This is a genomic window from Aquitalea magnusonii, from assembly GCF_003202035.1.
GTDB classification, from domain to species: Bacteria; Pseudomonadota; Gammaproteobacteria; order Burkholderiales; family Chromobacteriaceae; genus Aquitalea; species Aquitalea magnusonii.
Genome location: NZ_QJKC01000010.1, coordinates 88,097 through 101,616 on the forward strand (window position 1 = coordinate 88,097; position 13,520 = coordinate 101,616).

Sequence of the window (13,520 nt, forward strand, 5' to 3'; positions counted from 1 at the left end):
CAATCCGCAGGATATTCAAGGCTGGATGCGGGAGGCACCAGGCCGCAGCAGGCTTGCTGCAAATGGCTGCAGTGCATGCGCAGCACGGTCAGACCGCCAGGGCGGGAAGAGGTGGAAGCACAACCAGTGGGGGCTACACCGCCGGACAGCGGCAGGGCACCGTCAGGCACAGGCAGATATAGCTTAGTGGACAGACCTTGCGCAATCCGGTGTCTTGTCAGTGCGGTCCCGGCTCCGTGCGCAAGCTAGCAGGAGTGTGTTACTGGTACTGAACCGTGTAGTAGACGCTGGCGGTCACCGTGCCCGCCACGGCCACACCCGTGGCATAGTATTTCGCCTGATAGCGTAAGGTGGCCGTGCCACTGCTGATCGGAAATGCCGCGCCGCTACTGCCAAACGCACCACTTCCCTGGCCGACGGCGATGGGGGTGGTGGACGAGAGGTTATACAAGGCGACATCGACATTCCTGGCTGTGCCGGTATTGATCAGGCGCCCGGCGGCATTGACATTGCTGTCGTATTCAAACCAGATGGCCGCCTGGGTGGAGGCACCGCTGCATGCGGTCAGCGAAATGGAAAAATCCGTGGTACCGGCGGTGGCGGCGGCGACAGCCAGCGCTTTGGTCGACACCGTGGGCAGGGTGATGCTGCCGCTGCTGGAACCCCCGGCCACGCTGATGGTGCAGCTTTCTGCAGAAACATTGCCATTGATGGTGAGAGTCCCATCGTAAGCATACGCTTGTGAAACAAGCCCAGCCAAAGCCGTACCGAGAATAATCAATGACCTGTGCATTTTGCCGCTCCCTGAATATTTGATTCATCGCTTAACAAGAAAAGTCACTCTTTTTTATTGCTTGTGTTACGACTGAAGCCATTGGCTTCAAGTGACTGTTTTCTATATAGGAAATAATTTGATCTATGTAAAACTACTTAGAAATTTTTCTGCAAAAAACTTCTGCGGCAATGGCTGGCTGCAGCTTGGCCATTCCCGCCCGGCAGGCCGCGCTGGCAACCGTCCACGCCCCCCGAACCCCCCCTCCTTCAGCCCATGCCGCGGCTTGCTCGGCCGTGTACATAAAAATTAGCCATTGGCTATCAGATCAGCCTGAACAATCGTAAAGTTTGCATGTCAGATTCCGCTTGTTGCTGCGACAAAGAAACACAGCACCGGAGAAACCATCATGCTCATCAAGAAACCCGCAGATATCCAGCCGTCGGAAATCACTCCCGAAGGCGTGTACTTCAACCGCCGCCAGTTCATGCTGGGCAGTGCCGGGCTGTTGCTGTCCGGTGAAACCCTGGCCGCACTGGCGGGCAAGAAAAGCCCGCTGTCCAGCGCGGACAAACCCAACAGCCTGAAAGACATCAGCAGCTACAACAACTACTACGAGTTCGGCACCGACAAGAGCGAACCGGCCCTGTATGCCGGCAGCCTGAAAACCCGGCCGTGGAATGTGGTGGTGGATGGTGAAGTGGGCAAGGTGCGCAGCTTTGGCATCGAGGAACTGCTGAAACAGCCGCTGGAAGAACGCATCTACCGCCTGCGCTGCGTGGAAGGCTGGAGCATGGTGATTCCGTGGATAGGCTTTCCGCTGGCCAGCCTGCTTAAACAGGTGGCCCCCACTTCGCGTGCCAAATACGTGGCCTTTGAAACCCTGCAACGCCCGTCCGAGATGCCCGGCCAGCGCAGCCGGGTGCTGGACTGGCCTTACCGCGAGGGTCTGCGCATGGATGAAGCCATGCACCCGCTCACCATTCTGGCGGTCGGCCTGTACAACGATGTGCTGCCCAATCAGAACGGCGCGCCGATCCGGCTGGTGGTGCCGTGGAAATACGGTTTCAAGAGCATCAAGTCCATTGTGCGCATTCATTTGCAGGAGCAAATGCCGGCCACCAGCTGGAATATGGCCAATGCCCATGAGTACGGCTTCTATTCCAATGTGAACCCGGAGGTGGACCACCCGCGCTGGAGCCAGGCCAGCGAGCGGCGCATCGGCGAATTCCTCAAGCGCAAGACGTTGATGTTCAATGGCTATGGCGATCAGGTGGCCAGCCTGTATCGCGGCATGGACCTGCGGCGGAATTTCTGACATGACCACCCTGCGCATGAAAAACCCTGCCGCCAGCCGCCAGCCATCCCGTTTCAACTGGCTGAAGATTTCGGTGTTTATGCTCTGCCTGCTGCCACTGGCCCGTGCGGCGTGGATTGTGCTGTCCGGCATGGCGGTCAACCCGGTGGAGTTCATCACCCGTTCCACCGGCACCTGGACGCTGAGCTTTTTGCTGATCACCCTGGCCATCAGCCCGCTGCGCCAGCTGTCCGGCTGGAGCTGGCCGCTGCGCCTGCGCCGCATGCTGGGCCTGTATGCCTTCTTTTACGGCTGCCTGCACTTCACCACCTATGTGTGGCTAGACCAGTTTTTTGACTGGCCGGGCATGCTGCACGACATCGCCAAGCGGCCCTTCATCACCGTGGGCTTTGCCGCCATGCTGCTGATGACGCCGCTGGCCATCACCTCGACCCAGGGCTGGATGAAACGGCTGAAACGCAACTGGGGGCGGCTGCACCGCCTGGTTTACCCGGTGGCGCTACTGGGCGTGCTGCACTACTGGTGGCTGGTGAAAAAGGACCTGACCCAGCCCATGCTGTACGCCAGCGTGCTGGCGGTGCTGCTGGGCTGGCGGCTGCTACGCAAGCTGCGCCAGCGGTCTAGCTGACCCGCTCCAGCACCACGGCAATGCCCTGCCCCACGCCAATACACATGGTGCACAGGGCATAGCGGCCTTGGCGGCGTTGCAGCTCGTAACTGGCGGTGGCCAGCAGCCGCGCACCACTCATGCCCAGCGGATGGCCCATGGCAATCGCCCCGCCATTGGGGTTGATATGCCCGGCGTCCTCCGGCAGACCCAGCTCGCGCAGCACCGCCAGCGCCTGGGCGGCAAAAGCCTCGTTGATTTCAATCACCTCCATTTGTTCCAGTTGCAGGCCCAGCCGCTGCAATAGCTTGCGGCTGGCGGGCACCGGGCCCATGCCCATCAGCCGTGGCTCCACCCCGGCGCAGGCCATGCCCAGCACGCGGGACAAGGGGCGCAAGCCGTGTTGCTGCACTGCGCGTGCCGAGGCCAATAGCAAGGCGCAGGCTCCGTCGTTTACCCCGGAGGCATTGCCCGCCGTTACCGACAGCGCCTTGCCATTGATGCCGGACAGCCTGGCCAGCCCTTCCAGCGTTACATCGGGGCGCGGATGTTCGTCGCAGACGAAAATCCGCTCCGGCTGACGCGGCGGCTGCAAGCTCACCGGGATGATTTCCAGCTCAAAGCGGCCCTGTTGCTGTGCGGCGTGCCAGCGTTGCTGCGACTGCAGGGCAAAGCAGTCCTGATCGGCACGGCTGATGCCAAAGGCGGCGGCGACGTTGTCCGCCGTCTGCGGCATGGAATCCGTACCAAACTGCTGTGCCAGCAAGGGATTGATAAAGCGCCAGCCAATGGTGGTATCGAACAGCGTCTGGCTGCGGTCAAACGCCTGGCCAGCCTTGCCCAGCACCAGGGGCGCACGCGACATGCTCTCCACCCCGCCCGCCAGCAGCATATCTGCCTCGCCCAGTGCGATGCAGCGGGCGGCACTGCCCACCGCATCCATGCCGGAACCGCACAGCCGGTTCAGCGTCACCCCGGCCGTGCTGATGGGCAGGCCCGCCAGCAAACCGGCCATGCGCGCCACATTGCGGTTGTCCTCCCCGGCCTGGTTGGCACAACCCAGCCAGATGTCATCCAGGGCCGCCCAGTCCAGTTCCGGGTGGCGCGCCCGCAGCGCCCGCAAGGGCAGGGCCGCCAGATCATCACAGCGAATGGTGGACAGGCTGCCGCCATAGCGGCCAATCGGGGTACGTACCGCGTCACAAATAAAAGCGTCTTGCATTACAGCTCCTTGGCATCGATACAGGCAGGGGAAGCATCGGCAGCACGCTGCTGCAACCAGCCTGAGACACGGTAATGGCCATCGCCGTGGTAATCCGCCAGATGGCGCAGCACCCGAACCAGCCAGCCATAGCCCAGACGCTGCCCCCAGGCCAGCGGCCCTTGCGGATAGTTCAGCCCCAGGCACATGGCGCGGTCGATATCCGCCGCACTGGCCAGCCCTTGTTGCAGCACCTCGGCCGCCTCGTTCACCAGCATCGCCACCGTGCACAGCACCGGCAGCCCTGCCCCATCCGGCAAATGGCACAGGCGGATGCCTGCCGCGTTCAATACCGCCTCCAGCCCTTGTCGGTCCGCTGCGGATAACTGCGGGCTGGACTGGGCGGCCAACAGGCTGACTTGCTGATAATCGCAGGCCTGATCCAGCAGCAGGCAAGGCTGCTGAAGCGCCTGTTCGCGCTGTGCCGCCGGGCGGCCATCGCTTAAATGGACCTGCGCGCCCCCCACCCGTAACAGCCAGTCCGCGGCCGCATCGTGACTGCCCGCCAGCTGCACCCCGGCTTGCTGCAGCCGCTGTGCCAGCACGGCGGCCACCGGCTGCGCCAGGTTGACGCTGACCTGGCGCCAGTCCGGCTGCTGCGCCGGCAAGGGTTCCAGTGCGGCAGGTGCGGCTTGCGGATACTGGTAATACCCGCGGCCGCTTTTGCGCCCCAGCCAGCCCGCCGCCACCATTTCCTGCTGAATCCACAGCGGGGTGTAGCGCGGGTCGTAGCACATGGCCTGCCAGATGGAGCGGTGCACCGCCAGGTTCACATCCAGGCCAATCAGGTCCATCAGGGCAAACGGCCCCATGCGGAAGCCGCCCGCATGCTGCAACAGGCTGTCCAGCGTGGCGCAATCAGCCAGCCCCTGTTGCAGGCAGCGCAGGCTTTCCAAATAGAAGGGTCGGGCAATGCGATTGACGATAAAGCCCGGGCTGGAACGCACCTGCACCGTCTCCTTGCCCCAGGCACGCGCGGTGGCGCTCACCTGCGCCAGCAGGTCGGCATCGGTGGCCAGGCCACGCACCATTTCCACCAGCCGCATGGCCGGTGCCGGATTGAAGAAATGCATGCCCACCAGCCGCTGTGGCGCGGCCATGCCGGCGGCAATGGCGGTGATGGACAGCGAGGAGGTATTGCTGGCCAGCAGGCAATCGCTGGCGACCAGCTGTTCCAGCTGGCCAAACAGCGCCTGCTTGGCGGCCAGATCTTCGGCAATGGCCTCGATCACCAGACCTGCCCGCGCCAGCTGCGACAGGTGCTCGGCCCGGGACAGCCGCCCGCATAGCCGGTCCAGCTGCGCCGCCGATAATTTGCCCTGCCCGACCTGGTGCTGCCAGTGTTGGCGGATGGCCGCCAGTGCCTGGATGCTGGCAGGGCCGTTGACATCGTACAAACACACCGGATGGCCGGCGGCAGCTGCGACCATGGCAATGCCACGGCCCATCACGCCACTGCCGATGATGGCCACCTGGCGATCTACGGAAAGGGCTTGTTGCATGGTTTCTCTCTTTCGTGAACAGGCGGGATCAACATCCCTGCCACTGCGGTGAGCGTTTTTCCAGAAAGGCGCGGATGCCTTCCTGCCGGTCCTGGCTGGCGGCCAGGGTGACAAAGTGGGCACGCTCCAGCGCCAGCCCGGCAGACAGGCCGGTTTCCTGTGCCGCCAGCAGCGCCGCCTTGGCCAGGCGCAAGGCCAGCGGGGCCTGACCGGCAATGCGCTGCGCCAGCTGCTGTGCCTTGAACAGGCATTCGGCATCCGGCCATACCTCGGCCACCAGCCCGGCCTGCCGCGCTTCTTGTGCGCCGATAAAGTCGCCGCCAAGCACCATCTTCATCGCCAGCGATTTGCCCACCGCGCGCAGCAGGCGCTGGGTACCGCCAGCACCGGGCATGATGCCCAGCCGGATTTCCGGCTGGCCGAAGCAGGCCGACTCACCGGCAATGATGATGTCGGCGTGCATGGCCAGCTCGCAGCCGCCACCCAGGGCATAGCCACACACCGCCGCCAGCAAGGGCTTGGGAAAGCGGGCAATGGTGGCAAACAGCTGTGGGCGTTGGTCGCACAGCATGGCGGGCAGGTCCTTGTCCGCCATTTCCGCCAGATCGGCCCCGGCGGCAAACACCTTGTCGCCACCGGTCAGCACCACCACGGCCACGGCGCTGTCCTGTTCGGCCCGCGCCAGCACCGCCACCAAGGCGGCCAGCAGCGGGGTAGACAGGGCATTGCGGACGGCGGGGCGGTGCAAGGTCAGGGTCAACACGCCATCAAACGGCCCGGCGCACTGTAATAAATCGGGGATATCGGCATAGGGCATGCTTGGCTCTCCAGCAGAAAAGATTGATCAATGCGCCTGCCTGACCACCGGGGGCGCGGTCGGAGCCACCTGTCCGGCGGCCAGCTGGACGTCCTGTTGCGGGATGCGCTTGAGCAGCCACAGCGTGCTGAACAGCGACACCAGTGCATAACAGGCCGAAATGGCGGCTACCCAGCTGATGCCACCGGTGGCATTGAGCAGCCATTGCGCCAGTACCGGGGTGCCACCACCGATCAGCAAGGAACACAGCTGATAGGAAAACGACATGCCGGTGTAGCGCAGTTGCACCGGGAAAGCCTGGGCCAGCAGGCCGCCAATGGCGCCGTAGAACATGGAGTGCGGAATGGTGGCCAGACACATGGCGACCATGGCCAGCCAGTAGCTGCCGGTGGCGATGGCCCAGAACATCAGCGGCATCAGCAGAAACTCCGGCAGCAATATCCACAGAATGGCCTTGACCTTGTCGAAGCGGGACACCAGCACGGCACCAAACGGCTGCACCACAAACTGCACCACCAGGGCTGCCAGGATGATCTGCAAAAAGCTTTCCCGGCTATAGCCCAGTGCGCTGGTGGCCCAGGACAGGGCAAAGGTGGTTTTCAGATAGGTCACATGGATGACGGTAGGCACCAGCATGGCCATCCACACCAGCATGCCGTGCTGACGGATCACGCTCAGCAGCGGCAGCCGCTCCACCTTTTTCTCGGCAATGACTTGCTGCATGGCGGCGGATTCGCTCAGTTGCAGGCGGATGAACAGCCCCACCAGCACCAGCAAGGCCGATAGCAAAAAGGGAATGCGCCAGCCCCACAGTACAAAGTCCGGCAGCGGCATGCTGCTGAGCAGGAAAAACACCAGCGTGGCCAGCAGATTGCCCGCTGGTGAACCTTGCTGGGCAAAGGCGGCATACAGGATGCCCTTGTTTTTGGGCGCATTTTCACTGGCAATCAGCACCGCCCCGCCCCACTCGCCGCCCACCGCAATCCCCTGCACGATGCGCAGCAGCACCAGCCCTATCGGGGCCAATACGCCAATGCTCTGGTAGGAGGGCAACAGGCCGATGCCCAGCGTGGACAGGCCCATCAGCATCAGGGTGATCACCAGCGTGGTCTTGCGGCCGATGCGGTCGCCAAAATGGCCAAAAATGATGCCGCCCAAGGGCCGGGCGATAAAACCGGCCCACAGGGTGACAAAGGACAGCAGCGTGGCCACGCCGGGGTCGAGCGAGGCGGGAAAGAACACCTTGCCGAACACCAGTGCAGCGGCCAGTCCATAGATATAAAAGTCGTACCACTCGATGGTGGTGCCGACAAAGGCGGCGATGGCGGCCCGCATCGGTTTTTTCTTGTTGTCCGCCTGGGTATGCGTGTGAGGCATGGAAAGTCTCTCCAGAAAATGGCACGGCCCCGCCGGCGCCACAGAGCGCGGTGGCGGGTAGCACACAGGGTGGTTTCAGCGCGGGCCGATCACCGTTCCGGCATCCAGCAGCGCCTGCTGCTGTGCCGCCGCATAGCCCAGCTCGGCCAGCACGGCACGGTTGTCCTGCCCGAGCGCCGGAGGGGGGGTGTCATAACGGGCCGGGGTGCGAGACAGCTTGATCGGCGAGGCGGTGCCACGGTAAGGCCCCATTTCCACCAGCAACTGGCGGTAGGCGGTATGCGGATGGGCCACCACCTGCTCCACCCCCTGGACCGGGGCGCAGGGCACGCCGTCACGCAGCAGGTATGGCGCCAGCTCCTCGGCCCGGTAGGCTTGCAAGGCCGTTTCCAGCGCCTGCTTGAGTTGCGGGCGATGGGCACAGCGGCTGCGGTTGTCGATAAAGCGCGGGTCGCCGGGCAAAGTGGGGAGATCCAGCAGCTGGCACAGCCGGGCAAACTGGCGGTCGTTGCCTACCGCCAGGTACAAGGGCACGCTGGCGGTACGGTAGCTGTCGTAAGGAGCGATATTGGGATGGGCATTACCACTGCGCGGGGTGGCGTGGCCGGTGCCAAAGTAATTGGGCAGATGCGGATGCAGCAGTGACACGCCACAATCGTACAGCGCAATATCCAGCGACTGCCCCAGCCCGCTGCGTTCGCGCTCATACAAGGCCAGCAGGATGCCGGACAGGGCATTCAGACCGGTCACCATGTCCACCACCGGCAGCCCCACCCGCAGCGGCGGGCCATCGCGCTCGCCATTGACGCTCATCAGCCCGGTCATGGCCTGGATGGCAGCGTCGTAGCCAGGCAAGCCACCCAGCGGGCCATCCGCACCAAAGCCGGTGACCGCACAATGAATCAGCCGCGGAAAGCGCGGTGCCAGATCGCGGGCGTAATCCATGCCCCAGCGCGCCAGCGTACCGGGCTTGAAGTTTTCCAGCAGTACATCGGCCTGTTCCAGCAATTGCCATACGATGTCACGCCCGGCGGCTTGGCTCAGGTCGACGCAAATGGCGCGCTTGTTGCGGTTGACGCCCTCGAAATACCAGGCGGTATTCTCCAGGAAGGGCGGCCCCCAGCCACGGGTTTCATCGCCGGAGGGGGGCTCCAGCTTGATGACATCCGCGCCATGGTCGGCCAGCGCCTGGCTGCAATAGGGCCCGCCCAGGACCCGGCTCAGGTCCAGCACGCGCACGCCGTGCAAGGCGCCCCCGGCCGGCCTCATGCCTGCGCTCCAGACGGCAGGCAGGCCATGGCTTCTGCCAGGCTGATGGCCTGTCCATCCAGCAGCTTTGCGGCCAGACCTGCAGGCAGATCATCCGCCGCCAGCGCCAGTGGATCGCGTGGCAGTACCCGGTGGCGCAATACCAGATGTGCCAGTGCCAGACGGCGGTAATCCGGCGCCAGTTTTGCCCCTTCCCAGGCCATGAACAGCGCGGTCAGGACGTGGTAGAACTGGCTGCCCACCTGGCGGATGGACTGCGTCTGGTCACGCTCGGCCAGCTGAGTCAGATTTTCGGCGGCCCGGCTCAGCACATGCCGGAACAGCTTATCGCTGGCAGGCGGCAGGCTGGCGGCATCCAGCAAATCCTGCGCATGTGCCAGGACAGGAGGCAGCGCCCCGGCGCGCCTGACCGCACGCAGGATGTCCAGCGCCACGATATTGCTGGTGCCTTCCCAGATCGAGCCCAGATGGGCATCACGCACCAGGCGGGCATCGCTCCATTCCTCGATGTAACCCAGGCCGCCACGCACCTCCATGGCGTCGCCGGTCACCCGGCGTGCATCGCGGCAGGTACGGAACTTGATCAGCGGGGTAAGCAAGCGCACCGCGCCTTGGGCGACGGCATCGCCGGCATCGGCCCGGCCCAGCATTTGCGCGGTATGCATGAACATGGAGCGGCCCTGCTCGGTGGGCAGCAACATTTTCAGCAACTGGCGTTGCATCAGCGGCATGTCGATCAGCCGCTGGCCAAAGGCCTGGCGCTGGCTGGCCACGTACAAGGCTTCGGACAGCGCCCGGCGCATCAGTCCGGCAGACCTCACCCCATTGGACAGGCGCGACATATTGATCATGTCGGCCATTTGCTGAAAGCCACGGCCAATCTGGCCAATCAAATAGGCGGTGGCTCCCTCCAGCACGATTTCCCCACTGGCCATGGAGCGGGTGCCCAGCTTGGGTTTGAGGCGCACGATGCGGTAGGCATTACGCTGCCCGTCCGGCAAATGCTTGGGCAACAGGAACAAACCCAAGCCGTGTATCCCGGCCGGAGCGCCCTCCGGCCGCGCCAGCACCATGGCCAGATCGGCATCCGGATTCGAGCAAAACCATTTGTCGCCAAACAACTGCCAGTGTTCGCTGCCGTCTGCAGCCTGGCTGCGCACGGCACGGGTGGCCACCTGGCCAACATCCGAACCGGCCTGCTGCTCGGTGATGAACATCGCGCCCTGATACAGCTGGTCAAAATCACGGGTGCTCAGCATGGGCAAATAACGCGCCACCAGTGCCGGCTCGCCAAATTTGCACAAGGTGCGGGTGAGCGAATCGGTCATGCTGACCGGGCAGCACAGGCCGAATTCAGCCTGCACAAACAGATAAGTCAGGACATATTTCAGTAATGGGGGATTATTCTTGCCGTCGTGACTTAACGCAGCCAGACCCAATTCGGCATAGGCCACTTTCTCCAGTGCGACATAAGCCGGATGCTTTTCAATATGATCAACCGCTTCGGCACGGCGATTGCGTGGATATAATACCGGTGGATTGCGATCGGCCAGCATGGCCAGGGCATCCAGCTCTCCGCTTATTCTGCCACCCAGCTCAGATAATTCATTTTTAATACTGGAATAATATTCGGCACCCAGCTGCAATTGCAGCAAAGCCGCCAGATCCTTATCCATTTCAAAGAAATTACACCCACTGCTATCGGGAATATTATTCCCCGCCACAACTGCCTGCTCCATTGCCATTGCTGTCTCCTTAGCACGCCACCAATCTCCCAAACCCTGTTTGATTGAGCCGATTGATGTAGAGCAGCAGGCTAAAGAGTGAGGACTTGCCAGGTCCAATACATTTGCTTTGTCATACGATAAGCAAACATGATGGACAGCGGAGACAGATGCTGATGGAACTCAGACAATTACGTTATTTTGTTGCTGTGGCAGAAGAATTGCATTTTGGCCGTGCTGCCAAACGGTTGCATATTTCGCAGCCGGCACTGAGTTTTGATATTAGGAAACTGGAACAAAGAATGGGGGTGCAGCTTTTTCAGCGCAATAACAAAAGCGTGCGCCTCACCCAATGCGGTGCGGCACTGCTGGGCAAATGCAGAAACCTGCTGCACAGTGCCGCAGACATACAGCAGATGCTGCAACGCTATGCCGAGGGCAAGCAGGGCCTGATCCGGCTGGGTTTCATCAACTCCATGCTCTACCGTGGCTTGCCACAGGCCCTGCAACAGTTCTCCCGGCACTATCCCGACGTGGCTATCGCGCTGCAGGAAATGGGCACCCAGGAGCAGATTCAGGCACTGGAACGACGGCAGATCGACCTGGCTTGCGTCAACGATGCCCATTATCCGGCCAGCATCGCCGGCGATGTGCTGGCGGCCGAGCCCTTGTGCTGCTGCCTGCCACGGCAACACCCCTGTGCCGCGCAGCCTGCCATCACCCTGCCCATGTTGCAGGAACAGCCGTTCATCCTGTTTGCGCCGGAAGTTTCGCCCTACTATCACCACCAGATTCTGGCGCAGTGCGCGGCGGCCGGTTTCTATCCGCACATCCAGCACCAGGCGCGCACCTGGCTGAGCATCATCCGGATGGTGGGCATGGGCCTGGGGGTGGCACTGGTGCCGCAAGGGCTGCAACACCTGGCCACCGAACAGGTATGCTACCTGCCCCTGCCCGCCCCCATGCCCAGTACGCGGTTGATGCTGCTGCATCAGCAGGACGAGGCGGAAAGCTGTGTGCAATTGCTGCGCGCCGCGCTGCTGGCGGCACTGCCCACCCCGGCCGAAGCTGCGGTCGAACGGTTTGCAGTTGACCGCCACAGCCACTAAAGTAGCCGTTTTGCCGTAACAGACAGACAGATATGTCCAAGGAAAAAGCGCCGGTCACCCAGGCCATTCGCGTGTTGCGCGAACACAAGGTGGAATACAGCGAGCATCTGTACAAGTACGAAGACAAGGGCGGCACCACGGTGTCGGCCCGCGAACTGGGCGTGGATGAGCACTGCGTGGTGAAAACGCTGATCATGGAAGACGAGCAGAAGCACCCCTTGATCGTGCTGATGCATGGCGACCGCGAAGTAGGCACCGGCATGCTGGCCAAGCAGATCGGGGTGAAGAAGATCAGCCCCTGCGACCCGAAAACCGCCGACAAGCACAGCGGCTACCAGGTGGGTGGCACAAGCCCCTTCGGCACCCGCCACCCGATGCCGGTGTATATGGAAAGCAGCATTGCCCAGCTGGATCGCATCTATATCAACGGCGGCAAGCGCGGCTTTCTGATTGGTGTGGACCCGCAGGAAGTCATCCGCGTGTTGCAGCCGGTGCTGGTGCAGGCGGCCGCCTGAGCCGGCGAGCTAGCCGCGCAGCTTGATACGGCGGCGATAAGCACTACGGAAGACAAAACCGAGCAGCAGAAAACCCGCCATGCAGCAGGCCAGGTTGAGCGTGCTGCCCCATACCAGCGGCGCAATCACCCCGGCCACAATGCTGGACAGCATGGTCTGCAAAAAGCCCTGCAGGGACGACACCGTGCCGCGCAGCGCCGGAAACTGGTCCATCAGGTTGAGCGTGATGGATGGCGCGGCCAGCGACATGCCGGTGGTGTACAGCGCCAGCGGCAACACCGCCCACGGCATGGCGGCTTGGGCCGCCAGCAGATTGTAGGCAAAATTGGCCGTGGCCGCGGCAAACATCAGCCCGTAACCCAGCGACACGATTTCACGCGCGCCGCGCCGGCCGGCCATCTTGCCGGACAAAAAGGCTCCAAACATGATGCCGGACACCGCCGGGCCGAACATCCACAAAAACTGGTCTGGCCGCAAATGCAGATGCTGCAGCAAAAACACCGGTGCCGACGGGATATACAGGAAGAAACCGGCAAAATTGCAGGACACCGCCGCTGCCAGCAACTGGAAATCACGCTTGCGCAGTACCTCCAGGTAATTCTGCAGCAGCGAACGCCAGGCCAGCGGGGTACGCAAATGGGCGTGATGGGTTTCGTCCAGCGCAAACCAGCTCATCACAAACAGTGCCAGGCCGATCAGCGCCATGAACACAAAGATGGAATGCCAGCCAAAGGCACCGAACAGCCAGCCGCCCACCACCGGCGCGATGGCTGGCGATAGTGAAAACAGCATGGTCACCTGCGACATCAGCCGCTGCGCCTCGGCCCCGTCCAGCTTGTCGCGGATGATGGCCCGCCCCACCACCAGCCCGGCCCCGCCGCACAGCCCCTGCAAACCACGAAACAGCAGCAGCCAGCCCAGTGACGGCGCCAGTGCGCAGCCGAGCGAAGCCAGGCTGAACAGCAAGGTGGTGGCCAGCACCACCGGCCGGCGGCCGATGGCATCGGAAATCGAGCCGTGCCACAACATCATCACCGCATAGCACAGCAGGTAGACGGTGAGCGCCTGTTGCATTTGCAACGGCGACGCGGACAAGGACAGGCCGATGGCCTGCATGGCCGGCAAAAAGGTGTCGATCGAGAAGGGGCCCAGCGTGGACAGGGCTGCCAGCAACAAGGCCAGGCCAAAGTGGCTGCGAGCGGAATGCGCCATGAAAATCCGATAAAGACAGTGGGGGCGGCCCATGTTA

At 62.8% G+C, this 13,520-nt stretch carries 12 protein-coding genes; 4 read left to right on the forward strand and 8 right to left on the reverse strand.

All coding sequences use genetic code 11. The annotated features are described in order from the left end of the window. Window positions 1–259: 259 nt before the first annotated feature. Window positions 260–793: a fimbrial protein gene (locus DFR38_RS12150; RefSeq protein WP_082693239.1), complete on the reverse strand. Its 534-nt coding sequence runs from the start codon at window positions 791–793 to the stop codon at window positions 260–262. Window positions 794–1,181: 388 nt separating this feature from the next. Between DFR38_RS12150 and msrP the strand changes: the two genes are divergently transcribed. Together msrP and DFR38_RS12160 are read left to right on the forward strand one after the other, a co-directional pair. Then, on the forward strand, window positions 1,182–2,090 hold the full coding sequence (msrP, locus tag DFR38_RS12155; RefSeq protein ID WP_059284410.1) for a protein-methionine-sulfoxide reductase catalytic subunit MsrP: 909 nt from the start codon (window positions 1,182–1,184) through the stop codon (window positions 2,088–2,090). Window position 2,091: 1 nt separating this feature from the next. Then, on the forward strand, window positions 2,092–2,718 hold the full coding sequence (locus DFR38_RS12160) for a protein-methionine-sulfoxide reductase heme-binding subunit MsrQ (protein ID WP_082693238.1): 627 nt from the start codon (window positions 2,092–2,094) through the stop codon (window positions 2,716–2,718). Here the strand turns inward: DFR38_RS12160 and pcaF are convergent. The 6 genes from pcaF to DFR38_RS12190 form a co-directional block, all read right to left on the reverse strand. Further along, entirely contained in the window at window positions 2,711–3,919 is a 1,209-nt protein-coding gene (pcaF, locus tag DFR38_RS12165; RefSeq protein WP_110313458.1) for a 3-oxoadipyl-CoA thiolase, read from the reverse strand. The two genes, DFR38_RS12160 and pcaF, sit on opposite strands and share 8 nt — an antisense overlap. After that, window positions 3,919–5,460 carry a 3-hydroxyacyl-CoA dehydrogenase gene (locus DFR38_RS12170; protein ID WP_110313459.1) on the reverse strand — a complete coding sequence of 514 codons (1,542 nt, stop codon included), beginning with the start codon at window positions 5,458–5,460 and terminating at the stop codon, window positions 3,919–3,921. The genes pcaF and DFR38_RS12170 overlap by 1 nt, the downstream gene beginning before the upstream one ends. A 28-nt stretch (window positions 5,461–5,488) precedes the next feature. Beyond that, a complete protein-coding gene (locus DFR38_RS12175; protein ID WP_059286470.1) occupies window positions 5,489–6,277 on the reverse strand; it encodes an enoyl-CoA hydratase-related protein in 789 nt (262 codons plus the stop codon). A 27-nt stretch (window positions 6,278–6,304) separates the two neighbouring features. Further along, window positions 6,305–7,654, reverse strand: coding sequence for an MFS transporter (locus DFR38_RS12180; protein ID WP_082693501.1), 1,350 nt, complete (start codon window positions 7,652–7,654; stop codon window positions 6,305–6,307). Between the two features lie 75 nt (window positions 7,655–7,729). Next, a complete protein-coding gene (locus DFR38_RS12185; RefSeq protein WP_110313460.1) occupies window positions 7,730–8,923 on the reverse strand; it encodes a CaiB/BaiF CoA transferase family protein in 1,194 nt (397 codons plus the stop codon). Then, entirely contained in the window at window positions 8,920–10,668 is a 1,749-nt protein-coding gene (locus DFR38_RS12190; RefSeq protein ID WP_059286469.1) for an acyl-CoA dehydrogenase family protein, read from the reverse strand. The genes DFR38_RS12185 and DFR38_RS12190 overlap by 4 nt, the downstream gene beginning before the upstream one ends. A 155-nt stretch (window positions 10,669–10,823) precedes the next feature. Between DFR38_RS12190 and DFR38_RS12195 the strand changes: the two genes are divergently transcribed. Next, entirely contained in the window at window positions 10,824–11,756 is a 933-nt protein-coding gene (locus tag DFR38_RS12195) for a LysR family transcriptional regulator (protein WP_059286477.1), read from the forward strand. Window positions 11,757–11,788: 32 nt separating this feature from the next. Further along, on the forward strand, window positions 11,789–12,271 hold the full coding sequence (gene ybaK / locus DFR38_RS12200) for a Cys-tRNA(Pro) deacylase (protein WP_059286468.1): 483 nt from the start codon (window positions 11,789–11,791) through the stop codon (window positions 12,269–12,271). 9 nt (window positions 12,272–12,280) lie between these two features. Here the strand turns inward: ybaK and DFR38_RS12205 are convergent, their stop codons facing one another. Beyond that, window positions 12,281–13,483 (reverse strand): multidrug effflux MFS transporter, encoded by a 1,203-nt coding sequence (locus tag DFR38_RS12205; protein WP_059286476.1) that lies wholly within the window; start codon window positions 13,481–13,483, stop codon window positions 12,281–12,283. Between the last annotated feature and the right edge of the window lie 37 nt (window positions 13,484–13,520).